Origin of the sequence: Adonisia turfae CCMR0081 (assembly GCF_011009555.1) — a bacterium.
GTDB lineage: Bacteria > Cyanobacteriota > Cyanobacteriia > Phormidesmidales > Phormidesmidaceae > Leptothoe > Leptothoe turfae.
The window spans coordinates 339,758-362,073 of record NZ_QXHD01000003.1; the positions used below are offsets into that span (position 1 = coordinate 339,758).

General features: G+C 48.1%; 17 protein-coding genes. 6 read left to right on the forward strand and 11 right to left on the reverse strand.

Features of this window, described 5'->3' with window-relative positions; genetic code table 11:
• Positions 1–96: 96 nt before the first annotated feature.
• Positions 97–342, forward strand: a complete 246-nt coding sequence (locus tag DXZ20_RS02225; RefSeq protein WP_163669474.1) for a hypothetical protein — start codon at positions 97–99, stop codon at positions 340–342.
• A gap of 105 nt (positions 343–447) precedes the next feature.
• Here the strand turns inward: DXZ20_RS02225 and DXZ20_RS02230 are convergent, their stop codons facing one another.
• Complete coding sequence (locus tag DXZ20_RS02230) at positions 448–2,475, reverse strand: S41 family peptidase (protein ID WP_163696170.1); 2,028 nt, start codon at positions 2,473–2,475, stop codon at positions 448–450.
• A gap of 443 nt (positions 2,476–2,918) precedes the next feature.
• Positions 2,919–3,065: a hypothetical protein gene (locus tag DXZ20_RS02235; RefSeq protein WP_163669478.1), complete on the reverse strand. Its 147-nt coding sequence runs from the start codon at positions 3,063–3,065 to the stop codon at positions 2,919–2,921.
• Between the two features lie 87 nt (positions 3,066–3,152).
• Here DXZ20_RS02235 and DXZ20_RS02240 point away from each other — a divergent pair, with 87 nt between their 5' ends.
• On the forward strand, positions 3,153–4,862 hold the full coding sequence (locus DXZ20_RS02240; RefSeq protein ID WP_163696172.1) for a TAXI family TRAP transporter solute-binding subunit: 1,710 nt from the start codon (positions 3,153–3,155) through the stop codon (positions 4,860–4,862).
• A gap of 47 nt (positions 4,863–4,909) precedes the next feature.
• Here DXZ20_RS02240 and DXZ20_RS02245 read toward each other — a convergent pair whose 3' ends face one another.
• The 6 genes from DXZ20_RS02245 to DXZ20_RS02270 form a co-directional block, all read right to left on the reverse strand.
• Entirely contained in the window at positions 4,910–5,815 is a 906-nt protein-coding gene (locus DXZ20_RS02245; protein ID WP_163696175.1) for a hypothetical protein, read from the reverse strand.
• Positions 5,816–6,075: 260 nt separating this feature from the next.
• Positions 6,076–6,900, reverse strand: a complete 825-nt coding sequence (phnE, locus tag DXZ20_RS02250) for a phosphonate ABC transporter, permease protein PhnE (RefSeq protein ID WP_163696177.1) — start codon at positions 6,898–6,900, stop codon at positions 6,076–6,078.
• Positions 6,901–7,011: 111 nt separating this feature from the next.
• Positions 7,012–7,905 (reverse strand): phosphate/phosphite/phosphonate ABC transporter substrate-binding protein, encoded by an 894-nt coding sequence (gene phnD / locus DXZ20_RS02255; RefSeq protein ID WP_163669486.1) that lies wholly within the window; start codon positions 7,903–7,905, stop codon positions 7,012–7,014.
• A gap of 78 nt (positions 7,906–7,983) precedes the next feature.
• Positions 7,984–8,748, reverse strand: coding sequence for a phosphonate ABC transporter ATP-binding protein (gene phnC, locus DXZ20_RS02260; protein WP_250565139.1), 765 nt, complete (start codon positions 8,746–8,748; stop codon positions 7,984–7,986).
• Positions 8,749–8,979: 231 nt separating this feature from the next.
• Positions 8,980–9,828, reverse strand: a complete 849-nt coding sequence (locus DXZ20_RS02265) for a YwiC-like family protein (protein ID WP_250565563.1) — start codon at positions 9,826–9,828, stop codon at positions 8,980–8,982.
• Between the two features lie 132 nt (positions 9,829–9,960).
• Entirely contained in the window at positions 9,961–10,464 is a 504-nt protein-coding gene (locus DXZ20_RS02270; protein ID WP_250565564.1) for a globin family protein, read from the reverse strand.
• A 148-nt stretch (positions 10,465–10,612) separates the two neighbouring features.
• Between DXZ20_RS02270 and DXZ20_RS02275 the strand changes: the two genes are divergently transcribed.
• Positions 10,613–13,102, forward strand: coding sequence for a VIT domain-containing protein (locus DXZ20_RS02275; RefSeq protein WP_163696179.1), 2,490 nt, complete (start codon positions 10,613–10,615; stop codon positions 13,100–13,102).
• Between the two features lie 54 nt (positions 13,103–13,156).
• Here DXZ20_RS02275 and DXZ20_RS02280 read toward each other — a convergent pair whose 3' ends face one another.
• Together DXZ20_RS02280 and DXZ20_RS02285 are read right to left on the reverse strand one after the other, a co-directional pair.
• Positions 13,157–14,050, reverse strand: a complete 894-nt coding sequence (locus tag DXZ20_RS02280) for a cytochrome b N-terminal domain-containing protein (RefSeq protein WP_163669490.1) — start codon at positions 14,048–14,050, stop codon at positions 13,157–13,159.
• Between the two features lies 1 nt (position 14,051).
• Positions 14,052–14,381 (reverse strand): PadR family transcriptional regulator, encoded by a 330-nt coding sequence (locus DXZ20_RS02285; protein ID WP_163669492.1) that lies wholly within the window; start codon positions 14,379–14,381, stop codon positions 14,052–14,054.
• Between the two features lie 463 nt (positions 14,382–14,844).
• Between DXZ20_RS02285 and DXZ20_RS02290 the strand changes: the two genes are divergently transcribed.
• On the forward strand, positions 14,845–16,911 hold the full coding sequence (locus DXZ20_RS02290) for a S9 family peptidase (RefSeq protein WP_163696181.1): 2,067 nt from the start codon (positions 14,845–14,847) through the stop codon (positions 16,909–16,911).
• A 97-nt stretch (positions 16,912–17,008) separates the two neighbouring features.
• Positions 17,009–17,599, forward strand: coding sequence for a glutathione S-transferase family protein (locus DXZ20_RS02295; RefSeq protein WP_163696182.1), 591 nt, complete (start codon positions 17,009–17,011; stop codon positions 17,597–17,599).
• A 43-nt stretch (positions 17,600–17,642) separates the two neighbouring features.
• On the opposite strand, the gene DXZ20_RS02300 is transcribed toward DXZ20_RS02295, so the two are convergent.
• Positions 17,643–18,827 carry a WD40 repeat domain-containing protein gene (locus tag DXZ20_RS02300; protein ID WP_163696184.1) on the reverse strand — a complete coding sequence of 395 codons (1,185 nt, stop codon included), beginning with the start codon at positions 18,825–18,827 and terminating at the stop codon, positions 17,643–17,645.
• 673 nt (positions 18,828–19,500) lie between these two features.
• On the opposite strand from DXZ20_RS02300, the gene DXZ20_RS02305 reads away from it, so the two are divergent.
• Positions 19,501–22,245, forward strand: coding sequence for a cation-transporting P-type ATPase (locus tag DXZ20_RS02305; protein ID WP_163669499.1), 2,745 nt, complete (start codon positions 19,501–19,503; stop codon positions 22,243–22,245).
• Positions 22,246–22,316 lie beyond the last annotated feature (71 nt).

Below are 22,316 nucleotides of genomic sequence, written 5' to 3' on the forward strand. Positions count from 1 at the left end.
TTGACTTGTGTCCGGTTAGCGGTCAAAATAAGTTATGCGATCAGGTGTACTCCTGGCGCAAGTTTTTGATCATTACTATTTCGGAGATTACAGCTGATGCTGACCGATCCAACCAAAGGGGCAACTGCGCCCACAGTTCCGCCTGCTCCAGAACCGCTAGCTGAACATCAGTTTGAGATTGTTCGCCATATGCTCTTTGGTAGCCTTACCAGTGTGCACCGGACTATCCAAGAGCTGCATAGTAAGCATTATGCTGAACCCAATGATTGGAGTAAGCCTATGTCTACTGGACGGCCTAATGAGGTGATGGCGATTTTGACGAAGAAGGTGAGAGTGGCTTAAAAGAGCAGCTTTTGGTATAGCTCGATGGGGAGCTATCTACAAAGGAGTATGCTACTGACAATAGAGCATACTCCTCTGGTTTATACAGTCTCTAAGCAACAGAGACTAAAGGTCTAACATCCTGGATGCCACGTATTCATTCGCGTTGAAACCTGCCAACTCTAATAGCATTGCTCCAGCTGGTAGAGAGACTTCAATGGACTGAATACCGTCTGTAACTTCGAAACTCTCAATCGGACGACCATCAACATAGATGTCAACACGGGTAAGCCCCAGGGTTTCTACTTGAAGGGTAAGCGTGTTTTGATTCAACGTAGTTGTCACATTCAACCTACGCACAGACATCCTCGATAGGATCTCTCCAGCCTTGTTAAGGAGATCGATATTGCCTAATAGCAAATCATTCTTTGTCATGTGGTAGCGGGAATCTGGTGTGATCCCTAAATCTTCCACCGGGGTACCTGCTTGTTTGCCAACCCGGAGGGTACGGCGAATAGCAACCCGCATATTAGCCCCGCCGGGTAAGTCCTCATAGGGTGTTCCATCATCCGGTGGACTAGGAAAGCGTAATAATGCTTGCAACAGACCATGGGTCCAAACATTGGCACCGCCCGCTCCCGTATTATCATCGATGCCAAGTACATGGCCAATGTCATGATCTTGGAAGCCTGCTGCAAAAATATCGGTTGCACTGTAACAACGGGCATCGGTGATCAGTACTACGGGGCCGTGATATCTCTGGCCGATTTGATTGGCAAAATCAACGGGCGTAATGGGAAAACCACCTGAGTAGACAGCACCCGTTTTTACTGAACGACGAATTGAAGGTACCCAAGCTCCAAGGTCAATTTGACCGGTGGGATTGGTTTCATGTCGCTGACAAATACGTAGGTTGAGAGACGTATTAACAAACTGAGTAGGCTGTGGTGCTATATCGACAGGCGTTAGCACCTGTAGCAGGCCTTCACTGGCCCAAATGTGCCCCCCCCCATTGCCCCGAACATCCAGAATTAAACCATTCTGCGGTAGTAATTCAACTAACCGAATAAACTCGTGAATAAATGCCCCTGGATCATTCACACTAAACGTAAAGATCCGAATGTGTCCAAACTCTCCAAAGGTTGTGTTCACACTTTTTGCGTGGAAAACACTACCCATGGTGGTTGGCACTGTCTGCCCGGCAACCGCTTTTTGGGTGGATAGTTTGGTTTCTTTCGTTTCTGCTGCCAGTACTTCTGGCGCAAACAGCATTTTCTTTGTTTCTTGAGTGATATGAGCTTCTAAATCAATCCCCTGAGAAGCTGCGCTTGTACTCAATGAATCTGCATTAGCCTCAACAAACGTTGGTGGGGAGGACGTCACAATCCAATCTTGCTTAATTTCGCGATCAATACCGTCAAGATCGGTGTAACCAATCACAACCCACAACGCGTCTGGTGGTAATGAACGTACTAAAGGACGAATAGTGAGTCCATCAATTCCACGAACATGGCGGGCTGCTAAATTACTGCCTGCATGTAAATCTCCAGATAATGCAATGGCGCGACCAATCGGCACCCCATTCCAAAGCTTGATTTCTACACCCGTCTTAAAGTGTGGATGCGAGAATCCCTGAACAAAGTGAGTGGCAATATAATGTGGCTCACCGTTTTCAAAATATTCTTCAATCTGGAAGGGTAAGAAAGCAATCTTGCCTGCAAATGGAAAAGGTAAAAGATAGTTTGTATGTAGATCCCGAACAGAGTTGAAAATATCCAATATTTCACTGTGAAATGTCAGTTCACTCTCTAATTCGGCATCCGTTTCTTGTTCAAGGCGATGTTTGATTAGACGCAGTTTTTGAATAGGATTGACCCCATGCATCGATTCCTTTAAAGGCAAATGAACAAAATTATCCTCAAAAAGAATGAGAGCTTGTTCAACGATTTGTTTACGTTTGTCGAGACTTAAGACACCAGCAGCCGTCTCAAGAAAAGTTTTTAGGTCAGTTGCATCAGCTAACTGTTGTTTAATAGCAGGATGAACGCTATTTAAAAAAGTAAGACCAATCTTTTCCTTATCATGACCATTCAACTTGGAGCTTCTTGTCGCTGACGTGATTCTTTTTGCTCGTTTTGTATCTAGTCGCACCATGGTTTTTCTCCCACGACATTATATATTACGGTTGACAGACATCTTTTGGCAGAGTGTCTGCGCAGAGTGTCTGCGTAGAGTGTCTGCAGAGTGTCTACAATTCGCGCAATCGTTGACTATTCGGCTTCTGAAAAACACTTTCTATTGGCTTGTTTGCTTGTCTAAACCCCTTAGCATAAGCTTGAAAACTTACTAGAAATTGGGCTAGCTAGTTAGCTCTTAGAGAAAAAGATCATCTATGTTCCCAGCATGATACCCTAGGCGGAAAAACCTCTGCCTAAGCTCCAAAATCGTGACGATTAGGTCGTAAAGTTGACAATTCAATCTAAGAACTTAAGTATAGTCACCATTTTTAAGTTCGCTTTGATCTATTTAAAGTTTATTCATCATTCCGTCTTAAATTTTGATGCTTTAGTGTTGGTTGCGATCGCTAATAATGGCCTTTAATCCATGCGTACTACAGCCTTTGAATCGATTACTAACATTCCCGGACAGGGAATACTCTTTTTGCCATTCCGTATATAGGCCATCGTTTCTTCACTACACACGACAGCATCAAACTGCTCTGCTTCAAATGTTTTTGGGGCCATAAGAAGTTCTACTGTATACCTTAGGCCAGACTCGCCGATTGCTGGCCAAATAGCCATAATAGACCCAATGTACAGCAGGTATTCTTGATGTCTCAGCCTGAAACACCTGAAAAGCAAAACTGGATTGATCGCCAGCTGGATCAGTTGCTCAAGCTGTTAAACGATCGCCTGTTTAAGCCCCTGGATCAACTGACGATTTTGCTGCGGCTATTTCTGGTGATGGCTCTGACAGTATGGTTTGGTTTTACGGCTGTCGACCTGTGGCATTCGGTCAGTTTTAATGTCACCCATCGGCCAATTTATCATGTCAATTTTGCTGTGGGTGGCTCTGGGGGAGAAAGCTATATCCTGGGTAAGGCCATCAAACAGGTGGTTGAAAATTATCATCCCAATATTCGTCTGGATTTATTAGAAACCGTAGGCTCTGTCGATAATATCAACCGGTTAGACGCCGGAGAAGCTGAGCTGATTACGGTGCAATCTGACATTACCCCTGGTCCCAAAGCCCAAGCTGTTGCCACGCTTTATCGGGATTTATTCCAGCTACTGGTACAGGATAAAAGCAGTATCGACGAGTTTACAGATCTCAGAGGGCAACGTATTGGTGTACAGCGAGAGAGTGGGCAGTTTCTATCATTTTTAGAAGTTGCCAACCATTTTGATCTGACGGCTGAAGACTTTGATTTTGTTGGGGTGGATGATGACGAAGCGGCCTTTGCCTTTGAGACGGATCGGGTGGATGCAATTTTTCGGGTGCGGGCTCCTGGTAACTGGATTATTCAGGATATGGTGCAATATCACCGGGGACGCTTATTGCCCATTGAACAAGTCTCAGCCATGAAGATTAAGCACCCGGCATTTAAGGCGGCGACCATCCCTAAGGGGACCTATCACGGTAGTTTCCCCATCGTGCCCCCCAAGGATATTCCCACCGTGGGTGTGTATAAGATGTTGTATGCCAGTAAGCAGACGAATAAGCGGGTGGTGCAAGCGATCGCAACCATTCTGAAGGATCATCATCAAGAGATTTCGAACGCTATTTCACGGGATACGGTTGAGGTGAAACCATTGGTGGCCAACATTGGTCGGCCTAGCAGCAGTTTTGGCATTCCTATTCACCCTGGAGCCGTTGCAGCCTATAAGCAAACCAAAACAAATCCGTCTTTTGTTGCAAGGAACTTTGATTTTTTGGCATTGTTGTTATCTATTGTTGTACCCATTGCATCCTGGATTTGGGAGTTGCGATCGCGAGCTGAAAAACGTGGTAAAAGCCTCTGTGAAGGCTACATCAACGATGTGATCAAAGTTATGGATGACGATGACGACGCTGCTCCTGAGCAAACCCTGGAAGAACGGCAGAGGATGCTGTATCAAATTTTTGACCGGGCTGCAAAACGGTTAGTGGATGAAGATATCTCCCAAGAAGCATTTCGTACATTTAACGAAGCCTATAAAACAGCCTGTGAGAAAATTGAACGGGATATAGAAGCCAAAGCCCAGCACCATCAGTCTATTCAGCAACATCTAACGGCCCAGTATATTCAGGACCTGGTGGTGATTCATCAGGCCGATACCCTATCTCACCAAGACAGTTCGCAGCAAATGGAACGGGTACTGCAGCGTGTGCTGGATGATTTGGCATGCGATCGCATCTCCCAAGAATCTTTTCGTACGTTTATAGAAGTCTATAACACGACAAAAGAGTCTCTTCAGCAGAATAGAATAGAAGACATAGAGGGGCCAGAAGCAGGGGGCATCGAAAACAATTCCCGACAGTCAACAAAGATAATCTCGTAGGGGCTGCGCCTCGTGCCAGCCCTGCAAAGCCTACCCAGGCTAACCCATTATCTTGTCCAGACGCTGCCACCAAATCCCCCAGTTTTACGAGTGGCGCTCAATCGTCCAGCTGAGTCAATCTGCAATTCCATGTCACCGGACTGGTTAATGCGGCCCTTGGGCACATCCGACCATTCTCCAACCACCCGATTTCCCTGAATTGTACCGTGGAAGACATTGGTCCAGGTTGAGCCACCATCACCACTTTCGCCGTACCACCAAAGAGTGTTACCAATCTGGTTGAGGTAATAGGTACCCCCATCATTTCCTCGCCACTGCCCAGATAGGTTTTGGGTTGTCTGAGGTGAGTCTACCTGGGGTGAGTCTGTTAACCTTTGACTAAAGCGAAAATCATCTACATTGATGTGCCCCCAACCACTAGACGATTCATCCACAATGCGAATCACGCCAGCTCTGCCAGCATAGGGGGTTAAATCCCAGGTGACGCGCTGCATAGTCTCACTATTCTGGCCAGAGGCCATTAACTGGGGCTGACCGCTGACCACCAGTTCAACACGGGTTTGAGGGCTGCTGCCACCTCCGACCAAAAAGCTTAAGGTCCCCGAGGGAATCCTAAATCTGGCTGAGGTCAATGTGCCTTGAGGCCTATCTCCCTGCACTGCTCCCGGACGTTGCCCTGGTCGTCCTTGATAGTTTTCATAACCGCCAATCCAATATTGCCCCTGGTGTTGAGAAGCTTGGCCCCGATTGCGAGCAGTCGGATTGTCGCCCAGGGTGGGCTGGTTAGCAAAGGCTGTTCCCGTTTGCTGCCAGCCCTGTAGGTTGCCCTCCTCAAAGTTGAGGGTAAATGGCAAACTTGGATTCGCCTGAACCCGCCCTTGCATAAGCAAAGAGGCGCTAGCGGTTGCAATCATCAAGCCAATGCCAAATTTACGACGCCATTGAGCGGTCATAGGTATAATCTCCTCGATTACGGTTAGGTGTGTTACGTCATTCGTCTTTAATGCTGCCTTTCCTTGAAGCTGCAATATCACTACATAAAGCAGCATCAGAAAACGTGCGTTATCCGTAACTCAGGGGAGAATGGGCCAAATTATGCAAAAGGGTAGAAATTTATAGCAGTGTTCGATTGGGATGGGTGTATTTCGATGGTGTTAGGGAGCGGGGAATAGAGAATTGGGGGTGTTTTGGGGCGTTTGCAGAACTATAGCGCTTACTCAATAAAGCCTTTGCGTAGATAATTGCTGAAGCCATCCACCAGGGTGACCATCGCTAACACCACGATCAGTAATGCTGAGACCTGTTGATACTTGAGAATACGTAAAGCGCTGATAATTTCTAACCCAATTCCACCTGCGCCAACGGCTCCTAAAACCATGGATGCTCGGAAGTTATATTCCCAGCGATAAAAGGTGACATCGGTCATCTGGGGAAAGACCTGGGGCAAAATGCTATGGACAATGACCTGGGGGGCAGTTGCACCTACGGCGCGGGCGGCTTCGACTGGGGCCTGGTCGCTAAGTTCAATAGCTTCAGCAAAGAATTTACCCACCATACCAACCGAATGTAAGCCTAAAGCCAGAGTGCCTGGGAGCTTACCAAAGCCGACTGCTGCCACTAAAATCATGCCTAAAATCAGCTCTGGGATGGCACGGGTAATATTCAAAATGGTGCGAGCACTGTGCAAGGCAATGGGATGGGGGGTAGTATTTCTGGCGGCGAGTAACCCCAGGGGTAAGGAGAGGCCAAGGGCAAGGGCAGTGCCAGCAATGCTCATGGCCAATGTGTCAAAGATCGGCTCAATCCACTGGGGAAAACGGCTAAAGTCAGGTGGCAACATCTCCCCCATCAGCTTGAAGATAGCTGGAATGCCGTCAGCCATGCGTTCGATGTTGAACAGTTCGACACTGATAAAGCTGATGATGATGAGACCGAGGAGGAGTAAGACTCGTATAGTGTGTCGGAGCCATCTGCGTTGGTGTTGTCGCAGGATGCTATTGAGTGGAGAAGAGTCAGGGGGTTGACTGTTGGTGGTCATAGGGGAGAACTTCCTGTGATGGAATTGTGTTTAGAACTGTCCTCCCCTTTAGGGGAGGTGCTGCAAGCAGAGGGATTCTAACCGCTAATGCCAACACCTAACGTTAAAGACTCACTGCACAAACTCTCCTAAATCCAAGTTCAAAATATCGCCTGCCTTGCGAATGCCGTTATAATCTTTATCTTCCATCGCCGCAAATCCATCGGCCTTAAATGGTCCCAATACGGATTCATCATTCAGCTCCAAAAATGCTGTGCGAATGTTTTCCTTCAGGGCTGGATCTAAATCAGAGCGCATGGTCCAGGGATACTGAGGTATGGGTTCCGACTCGGCAATAATGGTTACTTTCTCAGGGTCAATAGTGCCCTCCTCTACTAAAGACTCAAAAATGGGACGGCTCAGGCCCCCTGCTTGGGCATTGCCATTCTGTACAGCCAGGGCAACGGCATCGTGGGCACCTAAGAAAACGGCCTCATAATTCTCTCCTGACTTGAGACCCGCTTCAGCTAAGGTCAACTCAGGAAATAAGCGGCTGGAGGTGGAAGCTGGATCGCCTAAAGCAACGGTTTGGCCCTCAATATCAGTAAACTCATCTACTCCAGCCGCTACATTGCCAATAATGATGGATGTATACATTGTTGAGCCACCTTTTAGGCGGGCGGCAAAGGGCTCTAGATCACTCTTGGTTTTGGCTAAAACATAGGATAGGGGACCAAAATAGGCCAGGTCTAACCGCCCATTACTGGCGGCTTCGATCATGGATGAATAGTCTGTGGTAACAACTAGCTCAATCTCTTTGTCTAGGGCTGCTTCTAAATGCTGGACCAGACCCTGGTTGTCTTGGATGATCGTAGCGGCGTCTTCGTCTGGCAATAAGGCAACAACTAATTGAGATGGATTCGCTTTCTCGGCGGTTGATGAGTTTGAACCAGTGCATCCAGCTAAGGTAATCACTCCTATTAAGCCAATACTGGTCATTCCTTGTTTCAACTTGATGCTAACCATGATGTTTTTCTCCAACAGATAACAACTTATAAATGTTTGCGATTACATGCTTGCGATCGCACCCCTCGCCAATCGCCCCTACGATACAACCGCCATTGTCTGGTCAGTATAGATTTCGTCCAGCGTGTGGTGCTCTAGCACAGACGGCGGGCCATCAAATATAACGCGACCATGGGCTAAGCCAATAATGCGATCGCCATACTGTTTGGCAAAATCCACCTGATGCAGGCTCAGTAACGTGGCAATCCCATCGGTTTTACAAATGGTGCGCAGTAAAGACAGCACCTTATGGGCACTCGTTGGATCTAAGCTGGCAATCGGCTCGTCTGCCAACATGAGCTGGGGCCGTTGTGCCAAAGCACGGGCGATACCAACACGCTGTTTTTGACCGCCACTCAGAGCCTTGACCGGTGTAAGCGCCTTATTCATTAACCCCACTCGCTTCAAACAATCTACGGCAAGTCGTTGATCTGTCTGGGGTAGAGGAAATAAGCTACGCCAAAATGAATGGTAAGCCAATCGCCCCATTAGGACATTCTGTAGAGCAGAATGCCGCTCAATCAGCTGATGCTGTTGAAAAATCATACCGGTACGCTGACGATGCAACCGTAATGCTTGGGGCGTGGACAGTTCTCCCATCCCATCAACCATTACCCGTCCTTGGGTTGGGGGCGTTAAATGGTTAAGCGTTCGCAAGAGTGTTGATTTTCCAGCGCCGGACAAGCCCAGTACCACTACAAACTCACCACGATTGAGCTGTAATGATACAGATTTCAGTGCAGTGACACCGTTCCCATAGGTAACACCCACATTCTCAAGACCAACAATTGCAGCTCCTTGCATTGACACGCCCCTTCTGGCTATAACCCCATTGCTGAATTAGCGATGGACCATTGCTTAATTAGCATGGACCATTGCTGAATTAGCGATGGACTTACGCCCATGTGGGTGAACCAATAGCATATAACTACAGAGGTAGGGTTGATTATTTTGCAGAGAAAAATCCCATCAGCCAGTTTTTGTAGAGGCGATTAAAGGGATGCCAGGTTCCCCTTTTCTCTTACTGAATAGATTTCACATTGATGCAGGAAGATGGGCTGGCAGGAGAGAGATCGCCGTAATCGCGAGAAAAAGAATAGATGAGAGAGTTTCCAGGCTCGCTACATACTGAATTTGAGCTGCTTTATACCAGTCTTGCCAGCCGATAACCAAACAAAATCTGAGTAACGCTATGCTAAATGCTGACGCTGTAACGGGAGCCAGCCAATTGCAATAACAAAGTGTTGCAAGCGATAGAATAGCGATCGCATGGTACACAATGCCTGGCATTAATGCTGCTGTCCGGGTTTTACGCAGCTTGACCGTGAAGATAGCACTGCCAAAAAAGCAGGTGTTTAACAGCCATAGGCCAACAATGGCAGCGGTGACAGTACCCGTTGTGGCGATATAGGCAAACGGTGCCGTCAGGCACACAGCAGCAAAGGTGAGGAGTTCATTGGCAATGGACCGGTGTTGCCGCTGGAAAACTGCGATCGCATCTAAAATTAACGTTGCGATCGCAGCCCCATATAGCCACCAAAGCATGGGGGATTTCAGCGCCAGATAAATCGCAATGCCCAAGGCAAGGCTGCCATATAGCCCACCCCAAACCAGAAAACGAGGCTTCCAACTACGCCGTTGCCGGATTTGTAACACCAGTGGATGTTCTGCCTGAAAGCCAGCAAAGGCACTGATCAGCACCAGGGTTGTCGTCCAAGTCCACTGCTGTGCTGCCGCTGCTCCCGTCAGAAATGACACCAAAAGCACGACATACACCCCATGCTCTGGCGAAAGAATTGGATGGTGCCAGGCTGGAACGTGGGAGCCAGCCTTAGGAGCTTGGGACGTATCAATAGTGGGGTTACTGGAATCAGAAAACGTCATAGCCTTATCCCCTGAAATGGTTCACTTAAAATGGCTCACTGCCCTTAAGACGAGGATAGTCTCGTAAACATCAACGTAGCTGAAGCCCACGGCAGGTGCAAGATCACTGCCCTGCCAGGGACACGATCTAAATTAAACCGAGACTGTGTTTTTAGGATTGAGAATTTCCGCAGGATAATCCGCACCTTCTAACATAATTTCAGTAATCGCTGCATAGGCCTCCGCCCAGGCAGCTGAAATCTCGGGTGTCCAATTATCTTGCAAGATAGTCTCCATGGACTTCAGTAATGTACCACCGACCATCGGGTAGTGCTCCGGTAGGACTCCATACTTAATATGGCGAGTGCCCAAGCCTTGCAGTGCTGCTGTTAATACATCAGGTTTAACAAGATTCTCCACCACCAATACCAGAGAAGCAAACAACTTTTTAGGTTGCTCCTCCATATTCGTATGGGCAAACAGAGGCTTTACCTGGGGATAGTCCGAAAAGAGTGTGCTGTAGAAAAGGTCACTAAACGCAGATTGATCTTCCTTGAGGAGAGTAAAGCTAGTCTTTAGCAAATCAGGGTTTAAGGCCATTGCAGAAACAATCTCTACTGTTGTTACCTCAACAGTCTGCCAAGATACCCTGCGCATCACCATGAGCTACCTCATATAGGGAATAGGGAAGCGATACACTGAGTCACTGAGTCAATTTACTGAATCAATTTACTGAGTCCAAAACTGAGCATATTTTGCCTGTGAGCTTGCCTAATCTGGAGTCAGTTCAACTCCTGGAGGTCTTATGGTACAAACGTTACCCCAAAAAACTGCTGGCTTATACGTGCAGGACCAACCCCTGGCATTTCCGCTGAAGCATACCGATGTGAAGGCTCAAGTCAGTGGCAATCTTTCCCGTGTGGAGGTGACCCACAGCTTTGAAAACCCGTTTACGACAGCCCTGGAAGCCACCTACGTTTTTCCACTACCGGATGAAGCTGCTGTGGATACGATGACGATTCGGTTGGGCGATCGCACTATCCAGGGCCGTATCGAAAAGCGCGAAGACGCCCAGGCCATCTATGAACGGGCTAAGCAAAAGGGTCAAACCGCCGGACTGCTAGAGCAGGAGCGAGCCAATATCTTTACCCAGTCCCTGGCCAATATTCTGCCAGGGGAGGCGATCGAGGTGGTGATCACCTACAGCGACCAGCTGCCCTACAAACAGGGGGCCTATGAATTTGTCTTTCCCATGGTGGTGGGGCCACGCTACATCCCTGGTAATCCCATCGCTGAGGCAGACACCACCCACGGCTCTGCAGCCGCACCGATGACCCTGAATCAAGATACGGATTTAGTCCCTGATGCCAGTCGCTTAAATGGACCAATTATTCCGTCAGATATGCGGTCGGGCCACGATATTCAAGTCACCGTTCAGATTGAAACTGAAACAGGGCAATGCCCATGCGATCGCACCAAGTTGCAATCCCCGTCCCACCAAATCGTGGTAGATACAACAGAAAACCTGACCCGGATTACCCTCGCCCCTGGCGATACTATCCCCAATAAGGATCTGATTTTGCGCTACCAGGTGGCTACGGAGACAACTCAAACATCTCTCCTGACTCAGTTCGATGAGCGCGGTGGCCACTTTGCGGTGTATCTAATTCCGGCCCTGGTCTACGACACCGATGCCTATATTCCTAAGGATATGGTGTTTTTAATTGACACATCCGGCTCTCAGTCAGGGGCTCCCCTGGCCCAGTGTCAGGCACTGATGCGTCGGTTTATTGAAGGACTGCATCCCCAAGATACGTTCAATATTGTTAACTTTGCCAACACGACTCAGCAGCTGTCTCAGGTGCCCCTGGGCAATACGTCCCGTAACCGTCAGCAGGCGCTGAACTATGTTGATCGCCTACGGGCCGGTGGTGGGACCGAGATGTTACGGGGGCTAAAAACTGTACTCAATTTGCCTCAGCCCAATTCGGAGCGGATTCGCAATATTGTGCTGCTGACCGATGGCTATATTGGCAACGAAACCCAAATCTTTGCTGAAGTGCAGCAATCTTTGGGCCTAGCGACTCGCCTCCATAGCTTTGGGGCCGGTAGCTCAGTCAATCGCTTTCTGCTCAACCGTGTAGCAGAAATGGGCCGTGGCATTTCCCGGGTGGTCCGCCATGATGAAGGCATTGACCGCATTGTGGACAAATTCTTTGGCCAAATCAACAATCCGGTATTGGGCAATCTCTCCGCTCATTGGGAAGGCGCTGGCGAGGCACCTAGTCTTTATCCCATGGCCGTTCCTGATGTGTTTGCCGAACAACCCCTGATGCTGTTTGGTCGTAAGACGGATAAACAGCCGGGTACTCTCCACATCTCTGGAATAGCAGCTGGGGGAAACCCGTTTAAGCAATCTCTGGCCGTTGCCTTTGACTCAGCCGGGAATCCAGCCATTGCCCAACTGTGGGGACGCTCGCGCATCAAAGAGCTGATGAATCAAATGGTCAGTGGTGAAACCACCCATGGCGTACAGGCGGTCACCGAAACAGCCCTGGCCTATCAGCTGTTGTCGCAGTACACCGCGTTTGTGGCCGTGAGTGAAGAGAGCCGGGTTGCCCACCCCAATAATTCAATTTCGGTGAATGTGCCAGTGACTATGCCAGAAGCCGTTAGCTATGCAGGGGTATTTGGGACAGTGGCTGCAGCACAACCCATCAGAAGCCGTGCTCGCCCTGGCAGTGCTGCGCCTAAAGGTCGTCACGTTACCCTATTTAGTAAGCAGGCAGCTCCCCCACCGATGCCTGCTCCAAGCATAGACGCAGAAAGCAGCGCTGATTTAAAGGCTGATTCTATGTATGAGGCGCGTTATATGTCTCCTTATATTGCTGACGATGGGGATAGTAGCGATGGGGTCGCAGATACCGTTGATAGTGCAGTCAGTGCGTCTATGGACGAAACTGTGCTTCCTGGAGCTGCTCCAGCAGAGGTCGGTGCAGGCTCCGATTCACCCCAACAGATTCAAGTTGTTAAGGCAGAAGGACTTAATGATGCTGCCCTAAAACAGCTTAAACACCATCTTCAGCAGCTCCAGTTGGCCAATCCCCCCGCTGGTACCCTCATCTTTGAGCTGGTGATTCAACGGGGACGGGTCAAACGGGTGATGTTAGATATGGAGGCGTCAGAACTCAAAGATCCGTTTGTGATCTCTCAGCTGCGACGCATACTGATGGCGTGGCAGTGTCCCCAAATTGTGGCTAAACCTTTACGTTTAGAGCTACGGGTGCAGCCTTAGACAGTGTTCTGCCTAACCTATGCAACCGATCTAAACCGTGCAGTTCAGCTAACCTTAGCTGGACTGCGTTTCTTTAGGTTGGCACTGTTGTTCTTGCAGAATTAGGGTTGCTAAGTGCGTAATGGAGAGGAAAATAGCTGCGATCGCAAGTACATAGCTGTGCAACATGTACATATGCTGCAGGGTAAAGCTACTGATGCCGCTACCGCCAGATAGCACATCTCGCAGTGTGGGACCCACTAGCGGCAATGACCCTAAAATATTGAGTTCAATCTTAAACCGCCAGAATCCCGTTTGCTCCCATGCCAATACAATGGCCGTCCAACTTAATGCCATAGCCGTCAGGGCCAGCAAAATACCACTAATCCAGGCTGTCAACCAGGGCAGTAGAAACTCTCGCCCCAAAAACATAACAACAATTTGAATCAGAGAAAACACAATCAGACCATTGCCCGCAACATCGTGCAAACTAAGGATTAGAGTGCCATTAGCCACGTTGTTCGCAATCATACTGAGCGAGGTGTGTGCACCTAAAGCTGTCGGCTGGTAATAAAATGCCAGCATCACACCGGTTAAGGCAGCCATGCCACAGAGTGTCAGCTCTACAATTGCTAAGAGGGTGGCAACGCGCTGAAGCCTATAGCGATAGGGTTTATGTTGTCCAACAACAACGCCCCTCTCAGGCGTTTGCCAGGTTCTCGATGGGAAACAATCTTTTATTCGATTCAGCAGCCACCTGAAAAAGATGCCGCTAGCTACATAACTGACAAAGTAAAACAGACGCCAGCGAAAGATTAACGTCGCTTGCCAGGCTGGATACTGCTCCAGTAGCCCTGGTCGAGACGACATAATTGCCCTGAGCCAGTCTTGATATTCTTGCCAATCATCAGGAAAACGGTTGATAAAATTTGCAATTTTGCCAGCTAATGCCACATCCTTATCAGCCATGTCATACCCCCTTGGGCTCCGGAATCCAATGAGCTACATTCTCTAACTGCTGGCGTTTTGCATCCAGCGCTTGCACCCCTGTGCCCGTAATTCGGTAATACTTCCGCCGAGCCCCCGTGTGCTCCTCAGGCAGTTCATCACCCCATTCAGATTTGACAAAGCCTTTCTGCTCAAGCTTTTTCAAATTGGGGTAGAGCGAGTTAAACCCAATTTGCTTACCGCCACTGTTTTCAATCGCCTCTATGATTTCTAACCCATAGCGTCGGCGCAAACGCAGCGCTGACAAAATAATTTCCTGGTTAGGAGTCAGGCTCAAATTTTGATCACCCATGGCCACCATGTTGGAATTTGCTATCCAATTTTAATTATATTATCTAATTAATAGATATACCCATTTAAAGTGACTAATCGAATTATCTTTGAGCCTCAGAAAATACACGGAGTCATGCGAAAGTAAAGGATGTCTATCACAGTTGGTTGAAGCTTATCTCTTTCCAGGTATTTTTCCTGCATTCTATGAATATGGTTATGGAAGTTATGTCCGAAAACTGAATTTAGGCCATTGTATAAACATAGAGAGCAGACATACTGCTTCTTCATTCTATAGCCAGCTCACTATAACGAAACAGCCTCCGGTGCCTGTGGCATTGGGGGTTATTAAATGTAAGCTTGCGCCCATGGTTGATAACAACTCTGATGACAAACGTCATTTTTCACCATGACTTTCCGATATGGAAACGCGTTGATGCAGTCTGCTAAATTTCAAACGCTGTTCCACTTTTGTGGTAAATCCCATGAACCGACTGCACCTCAGCATCAGCCTGATGATGATCTCCGCTAGCCTGGTGGGAAATAGTGTTAGCAGGTCATGGGGAGCACCGATGCATTCAGGGGTAAGCATCAGGATGGCGCATTCAGCAGTTAGCGATCAGAAAACGTTACCTCCCCTGATGGATCGTGAGTTGTTTTTAGCTGATCCTGAGATCATTGGAGCTCAACTCTCTCCTGATGGCAACTTTATGGCGTTTCAAAAACAGCTAAACGGTGTCATGAACGTTTGGGTTAAAGGCATTGACGAGCCGTTTTCTGCTGCGTATCCGGTCACATCTGATACAGAGAGCCCAATATTCTTTTACTTTTGGAGTGCCGATGGTCGCTATATTCTCTACATTCAAGATAAGGGGGGGAATGAGAATTTCCATCTCCATGGGGCAGAACTCGGCACAGCCCTGGGTGAGACGCCTGTTACTAGAAATTTAACGCCGGTGGATAATGCCACGGTACAGCTCTATGGCATTCCCCAGCAGACGCCCAATGAAATTGTTATTGGGCTTAACGACCGCGATCCAAAGTTTTACGATGTTTATCGTCTCAACTTGACGACAGGAGAGCGTTCGTTAATTATCCAAAATGACGAGACTATTGCTGATTGGACTGTTGACCAGAGGGGGACTGTGCGGTTGGCCCATCGTCAATCTTTAGCAGGGGGTAACGAACTTCTCAAGGTTGAGAATGGCAATTTTCAACCCATTTATAGGTGTGCATTGGAGGAAACCTGTGCTCCAGTGCAATTTCATCCTAACGGTCAGCAGATATATCTGAAAACCAATCGAGATACAGATTTGACTCAATTAGAACTGCTTGATTTGGAGACGGGGCAAAGTCGATTGGTGGAGACTGATCCGGAAAATCAGGTGGATTTTGAGGGGGCGTTATTTTCCAATGTGACCCATGAGTTGATTGCCACCTACTATGTGGGCGATCGCCGTCGCATTTATGCAAAAGATGAGACCTGGGCGACTGATTTTGCTTTTCTTCAACAGCAGCTCCCCGGTGTGACGCTCTCTCTTGATTCTGTGACGCGAGACGACCAACTGGCCCTCGTTGGGGTGCAAAGTGATGTTAATCCTGGTGCGATGTATCTCTATGATCGCCGCACCCAAACCCTTGAAAAACTCTATGATGCTTGGCCAGAGCTACCGAGTGAATATCTGGCGACTGTAGACCCTATTCGTTACCTTGCCCGCGATGGCGTCGAGATTCCGGCCTATCTGACGCTCCCCCAAGGGATCACCCCAGAAAATCTGCCTGTGATTGTTTTTCCCCATGGTGGCCCCTGGGGCAGGGATACCTGGGGGTATAGTCCCTTGGGGCAGTTTTTTGCTAACCGTGGCTATGCTGTACTACAGCCTAATTTTCGGGGGTCAGCTGGCTATGGCAAGGCGTTTCTCAATGCGGGTAATCAGGCCTGGGGCAAAGGGGTGATGCAGCACGATGTCACCGATGGAGTACAGTACCTGATTGACCAAGGTATTGCTGATCCAGAACGTATCGGCATTACAGGGTTCTCCTATGGGGGGTATGCGACCCTGGCCGGACTAGCCTTTACACCTGAGCTTTATGCGGCTGGGGCTTCTCTGTCGGGTCCCTCAAACTTGATTACCTTGATGCAGGAAATACCACCCTACTGGGTGCCGATTCGGGATAGCTTAAGCTTACGGGTTGGCAATCCGGATGATCCTCGCGATCGCAACCGTCTCATGGCCCAATCCCCGTTATTTGCAGCCGATCAAATTCAGGCACCGCTATTGGTTGTGCAAGGTGCTAACGATCCACGGGTTCCCAAAGCTGAGTCGGATCAAATTGTTGCTGCGTTGCGAGAGCGTAACCGCCCGGTGGAATATTTGGTGGCCCTGGATGAAGGCCATGGCTTTCGTCAAGAAGATAATATATTTGCCACGACCGCTGCCCTGGAGCGCTTTTTTGCCAACCATCTTGGTGGACGCTATCAGGCAGAACTTTCTCCAGAATTACAAGCTCAGCTGGAGATTTTGACGGTGGATATTGAAATGGTGCAGTGATGTGAGTTCTTGGTTTTTGGTTCTTGGTTCTTGGTTTTTGGTTCTTGGTGGCCGAGCTTTTGTGTACAGACATTCTTGAATAGATGATGGGAGCAGTATGATCAAGCTTTATCACAATCCGATGACGCGCTCTTTGCGGGTGCTGTGGCTGTTGGAAGAACTTGGGTTGAGCTATGTGTTGGAACCGGTGGAGCTGAAGCTACCCGAGGACGGTAAGATTTTTGCCCAGGACACCCCAACCGGACGATTTCCCACCCTAGAAGATGGTGCCATTACCATGGGTGAGTCAGGGGCGATTATTGAGTATTTACTTGAATGCTACGGTGGCGGTCATCTCGCTCCTACCAAAGGGGCTCCTCTACGGGCTAACTTTTTGCAGTGGATGCATTTTCCAGAAGGTACCCTGAATCCCTATATCAATGCTATTCGTCGGTTTGAAAAGACTGCACCAACTGTTGTAGCTGCCATGAAAGAGGAATTGGATATTGCGATCGCATGTGTTGATCATGAGCTAGTTAACCAGTCCTATATTGTTGGTGATTCATTTACAGGGGCCGATATTATGGTGTCCGTCAGTTTACTGGCCATCAACATGCTCGATCTGTTATCCGACCAACACAGCAATATTGCGGCCTATTTAGAACGATTAAAACCAAGACCGGCTCTCATCAGAGCGATGCAGCGTTAAGCCTCGTAGGGGCTATGTCTTTTATTAGCCCAATGCATGTCGCTTAATTGTCTACACGGGCTTCATATAAATCAGTACGAGAGACGTTATTAGGAGAAACCGTAATGGTGTCTCCATGCGGTGATATCCCCCCAAAACTACCAGGCAATACAGCAAGCTCTTCGCCGTTAAGACTATATATATGGGTATAGATTGTTGGGTAAGGAGATGAATCGGTGAGTTGAGAAGTGGATGTGATAACACTGTTGTACTCAGGCCAAAACTGTCTAAATTCGCCAGTATAAGTCGCGATTTCAGTTCCATCTAATGTGTACAGAGTTGTTGTTTGCACGTCATGGTTAGTTATGACCACCCCTGCTCCATTCGGTGTAAACTCTCTGAATAGGCCGGGTAGAACTGCTACCTCAGCATTGTTGAGAGTGTATATTCGAGTTTCGGCACTCTCAAATGATCGCGTTATGATTCGCTGATTATTAGGAGTCAATGTAGGAAAGGTACCTACATATGATGCTATTTCTTTGCAATCAAGACCAAGCAAACGAGAGGTGTTTACTTCTGTAGAAGAAATGAAAATTCCCTGACCGTCAGGTAGAGCCCCAGTACCATACCCTGAATATGTTGCTAATTCCACTCCGTCATAGCGAAACAGGCGTGTTTGTCCATTTCCGAAAACAAGGACTTGTTGTCCACCTGGCATTGCTTGCCAGCCTTCAATGTCACCTGGGAAAGAAGCGATTTCTTGTCCATCCATGTCGTATAGATAATATCGACCTTCAGTTTTGGAATAGGTGACTAAATCTTGCTGTGTTAGAGATTCGCCGAAGTAGCGCCCTCTCAATGTGGCAATTTCATGGCCTTCAAAGGTGACCAAACGGGAAATGTCGTTGGGGATATCATGGATTACGAGCAGTTGCTCATTAGGGATAAACGTGGTGGTGGCCCCTTGAAGCTGAGCAATCTCTACTCCATTCAGAGTCATTAATCGAGTGGTGTAGTCTACATCTGAAGATGCCCTCAAACTTCCTGGTGACATCAATGCCATGATTTGTCCCTCAGGAGCAAACCCGATACTGGTGTCTGTAAAGGCCATCCGCTCTGTGCCATCTAGGTTGAATATGCGAGTCTGGTTGCTATCAAAGTCATAGGTGACTAGACCTTGGCCATCGGGAGTAAATCTCTCAAATCTACCGGGGAACCTCGCCCCTTCTTCAACAACTAGGGACGTCATCTGAGTGTTTTGCTTTCCTCTATTTGCTAGGGGGGAGGGAAGCAAAGGATCATTTGTGAGTGCCACCACCGACCTGTTTATGCATCCTTGCAAAACAAATACCAGTGTAAATATCGCTAATCTTCGAAAGCCTAAAACCTGCATTGCAAAAAATCACACCGTCAGAATTAAGATAGCAAAGCAATAAGTATTAGGACGATGCCTGTCCAAGTGTTAATGCGTATCGTGCGTCGGGGTGATTGAAAACTATTATGAGATATCGAGACAGTTGTTTATACCCGTCATCCGTCAGTTTATTCTAAAGTACACAACAGAAACCACATTTGTTCAGCGCTAGTGATGAACTTTTGTCAATGCATAACTCCTATATTTAAATTAATCTTAATAGACTTGAGTGTATCAAAGACTAAAGACTATAGATTTTTATCTATAACAACATGTTGTTGTCATTAAAAAACTCTAATGCAGATGCTAATCAATCACACATCCATTAGCAAGCTATTAAGCCTAAAAATCCCTATTATTACGATGTACATCTTCTATGTGTGATCGTAAACATCAAGATTCTGTTTTGCTAGCATCAACCCATGCGGGTGTAGGCAGATGAGAGTATCCTTATTTTGCCTTGTTAGCATCAGCTCATAGAGAATCTTCGGGTAAATCTTTAAACGTTATGGTGCAATCTCAGCTGAAATCTCGTTCCAGTCATGAACTTTCTGTTCATGAGGCCATCAAGCGATTGGATAGTGACCTGACTCAGGGGTTGACAGCAGAAGAGGTTGCCAGGCGCTACGAGATTTATGGTTGGAATGAGCTGCCTGTTAAACCAGGAAAACCGGCCTGGTTGAGATTTCTCCTACAGTTTCATCAACCACTCCTCTATATTCTGTTGATTGCAGGCGCAGTTAAAGCATCTTTAGGGTCTTGGACTAACGCCGCCGTTATTTGGGGCGTAACCGTCCTTAATGCCATCATTGGCTATATTCAAGAAGCTAAAGCAGAAGGGGCAATTGCCTCCTTGGCAAAGGCTGTGACCACAGAAGCAACGGTTATCCGAGAGGGGCAAATGTTGCAAGTGCCATCTCAGGATTTGGTGCCCGGAGACATCGTTTTGCTGACATCAGGAGATAAAGTTCCGGCAGACTTAAGATTGCTCAAGACGCGTAATCTACAGGTGGATGAGTCAGCTCTCACAGGGGAGTCTGTCCCCGTGAGCAAAGCTATTCAGCCGTTAGGGGATAATACACTGTTGGCAGAACGGATAAATATGGCCTACGCTGGCAGTTTTGTTACCTTTGGTCAGGGTACAGGCATTGTTGTTGCCACAGCAGATGCGACCGAGGTTGGCAAAATTTCCCAATCCATGGAGCAGCGGGTCAACCTGAGTACGCCCCTAACGCGAAAATTTGCAAAATTTAGTCGTCTGTTGCTCTATGGCATTTTGACCCTGGCAACCCTGACGTTTGCCATTGGTCTGGGGCAAGGAGAGTCCTGGGAATATATGTTTGAAGCGGCGGTGGCCCTAGCGGTGAGTGCGATTCCGGAGGGCTTGCCCGCAGTAGTAACCATTACCCTGGCCATTGGTGTAAACCGCATGGCTCGCCGTCATGCCATTATCCGTAAGCTGCCCGCTGTTGAAGCCCTGGGTGGAGCAACGGTGATTTGTTCTGATAAGACCGGCACGCTGACAGAAAATCAGATGACGGTCCAGTCAATTTATGCTGGTAAGTTTTATCAGGTGACTGGCACAGGCTACAGTCCCAAGGGGGACATTACCATAGAGACTGATCACGGTACGGTCAGCCCATTTGAGACTGGCGTGCCAGTTGCCTTAGAGAGCTGTCTCACGGCTGGTGTGCTTTGTAATGATGCACGTTTACAGCAAATGAAAGATGACACCTGGTCAGTGGTGGGGGATCCCACTGAGGGGGCATTGGTCACAGCTGCAGCTAAAGCCGAATTGAGTCAATCTGGGTTAGCGGCCATAAAACCTCGGTTAGATTCAATTCCGTTTGAGTCTCAGTATCAGTACATGGCAACGCTACACGATGCCCATCCCCGAGTCATTTATGTCAAAGGCTCAGTCGAGGCTATTCTTGCTCGCTGTTCCTACATGATGGATGCCTATGGCAACAGGATTCAGCTGTCATTATCCGAAATTGAGCAAGCGGTAGATTCCATGGCAGAACATGGATTACGGGTGTTGGCATTTGCTCAAAAAGAGGTGGGTGAACATCACCATGCCATCGATCATGACGACATCGATACAGGGTTAGTTTTTCTAGGGTTACAGGGCATGATTGATCCGCCCCGACCAGAGGCGATTGCAGCTATTCATGCCTGCCGCTCCGCTGGCATTCAGGTCAAGATGATCACTGGCGATCATATTGCCACGGCCCGTGTGATTGCTCAACGCATGGGTATTCAGAAATCTAAGCAGGTGATTGCCTATGAGGGGCAACAACTGGCTGCCATGGACGATGGCCAGCTGACCCAAGCGGTTGATGACGGTGATGTTTTTGCGAGGGTTGCGCCCACTCAAAAATTGCGGCTGGTGGAAGCGCTACAGCGTAAGGGGGAAATCATCGCTATGACGGGTGATGGTGTCAATGATGCCCCAGCGTTAAAGCAAGCGGATATTGGCACTGCCATGGGCAAGGGAGGTACAGAAGTGGCCCGAGAAGCCGCTGATATGTTGCTGACCGACGACAATTTTGCCTCAATTGAAGCGGCTGTGGAAGAAGGTCGCACGGTTTATCAAAACCTGAGAAAAGCGATCGCATTTCTCCTACCCGTCAATGGCGGTGAATCCATGACCATTTTGATTAGTGCCTTACTGGCCAGGGATTTACCTATTCTTTCGCTTCAGGTGCTGTGGCTGAATATGATCAATTCCCTCACCATGACCGTGCCCCTGGCCTTTGAGCCAAAGTCTAACGGGTTGATGCAGCAACCGCCTCGCAATCCCAAGGAACCGTTGCTAACCAAAAAATTATTACGACGAATTTTAACCGTTTCGTTGTTTAATTGGATTTTAATTTTTGGTATTTTCGAGTGGGCAAAAGCAACGACGGGTGATATCGCGGTGGCCCGAACAATGGCGATTCAATCTTTAGTTGCCGCTCGGATTATCTATCTATTGAGCATTAGCCAACTGGGGGTGAGTCTGTTCAACTACATTAGTCGTCGCTCTAATTCGGTAACCAATGCACCGATCTTGCTCGTAGGCATTATTGGAGCTGTTGCACTACAGCTAGTCTTTAGCCAGGTGCCTCTGATGAATATACTCTTCGAAACAGCACCGTTGACCTGGAACCAGTGGCTCATTTGTTTGTTACCCATGATTCCTATGATTCCTGTTGCTATCTTGAGCAACGTCATTGACCCACACCATAGCAAAGCTATCAATCATCGATGACTCCTCCACACCCATAGCTAAGGTGCTTGCGCTTAAATAGTCACCCCATTACCCCATCACTCATCCACCCA

What these genes read in the sequence shown, in the direction of transcription:
- DXZ20_RS02225 (WP_163669474.1), top strand. Translation starts at nt 97, where the DNA reads ATGCTGACCGATCCAACCAAAGGGGCAACTGCGCCCACAGTTCCGCCT.
- DXZ20_RS02230 (WP_163696170.1), bottom strand. Translation starts at nt 2,475, where the DNA reads ATGGTGCGACTAGATACAAAACGAGCAAAAAGAATCACGTCAGCGACA.
- DXZ20_RS02235 (WP_163669478.1), bottom strand. Translation starts at nt 3,065, where the DNA reads ATGGCCCCAAAAACATTTGAAGCAGAGCAGTTTGATGCTGTCGTGTGT.
- DXZ20_RS02240 (WP_163696172.1), top strand. Translation starts at nt 3,153, where the DNA reads ATGTCTCAGCCTGAAACACCTGAAAAGCAAAACTGGATTGATCGCCAG.
- DXZ20_RS02245 (WP_163696175.1), bottom strand. Translation starts at nt 5,815, where the DNA reads ATGACCGCTCAATGGCGTCGTAAATTTGGCATTGGCTTGATGATTGCA.
- phnE (WP_163696177.1), bottom strand. Translation starts at nt 6,900, where the DNA reads ATGACCACCAACAGTCAACCCCCTGACTCTTCTCCACTCAATAGCATC.
- phnD (WP_163669486.1), bottom strand. Translation starts at nt 7,905, where the DNA reads ATGGTTAGCATCAAGTTGAAACAAGGAATGACCAGTATTGGCTTAATA.
- phnC (WP_250565139.1), bottom strand. Translation starts at nt 8,748, where the DNA reads ATGCAAGGAGCTGCAATTGTTGGTCTTGAGAATGTGGGTGTTACCTAT.
- DXZ20_RS02265 (WP_250565563.1), bottom strand. Translation starts at nt 9,828, where the DNA reads ATGACGTTTTCTGATTCCAGTAACCCCACTATTGATACGTCCCAAGCT.
- DXZ20_RS02270 (WP_250565564.1), bottom strand. Translation starts at nt 10,464, where the DNA reads ATGCGCAGGGTATCTTGGCAGACTGTTGAGGTAACAACAGTAGAGATT.
- DXZ20_RS02275 (WP_163696179.1), top strand. Translation starts at nt 10,613, where the DNA reads ATGGTACAAACGTTACCCCAAAAAACTGCTGGCTTATACGTGCAGGAC.
- DXZ20_RS02280 (WP_163669490.1), bottom strand. Translation starts at nt 14,050, where the DNA reads ATGGCTGATAAGGATGTGGCATTAGCTGGCAAAATTGCAAATTTTATC.
- DXZ20_RS02285 (WP_163669492.1), bottom strand. Translation starts at nt 14,381, where the DNA reads ATGGGTGATCAAAATTTGAGCCTGACTCCTAACCAGGAAATTATTTTG.
- DXZ20_RS02290 (WP_163696181.1), top strand. Translation starts at nt 14,845, where the DNA reads ATGAACCGACTGCACCTCAGCATCAGCCTGATGATGATCTCCGCTAGC.
- DXZ20_RS02295 (WP_163696182.1), top strand. Translation starts at nt 17,009, where the DNA reads ATGATCAAGCTTTATCACAATCCGATGACGCGCTCTTTGCGGGTGCTG.
- DXZ20_RS02300 (WP_163696184.1), bottom strand. Translation starts at nt 18,827, where the DNA reads ATGACGTCCCTAGTTGTTGAAGAAGGGGCGAGGTTCCCCGGTAGATTT.
- DXZ20_RS02305 (WP_163669499.1), top strand. Translation starts at nt 19,501, where the DNA reads ATGGTGCAATCTCAGCTGAAATCTCGTTCCAGTCATGAACTTTCTGTT.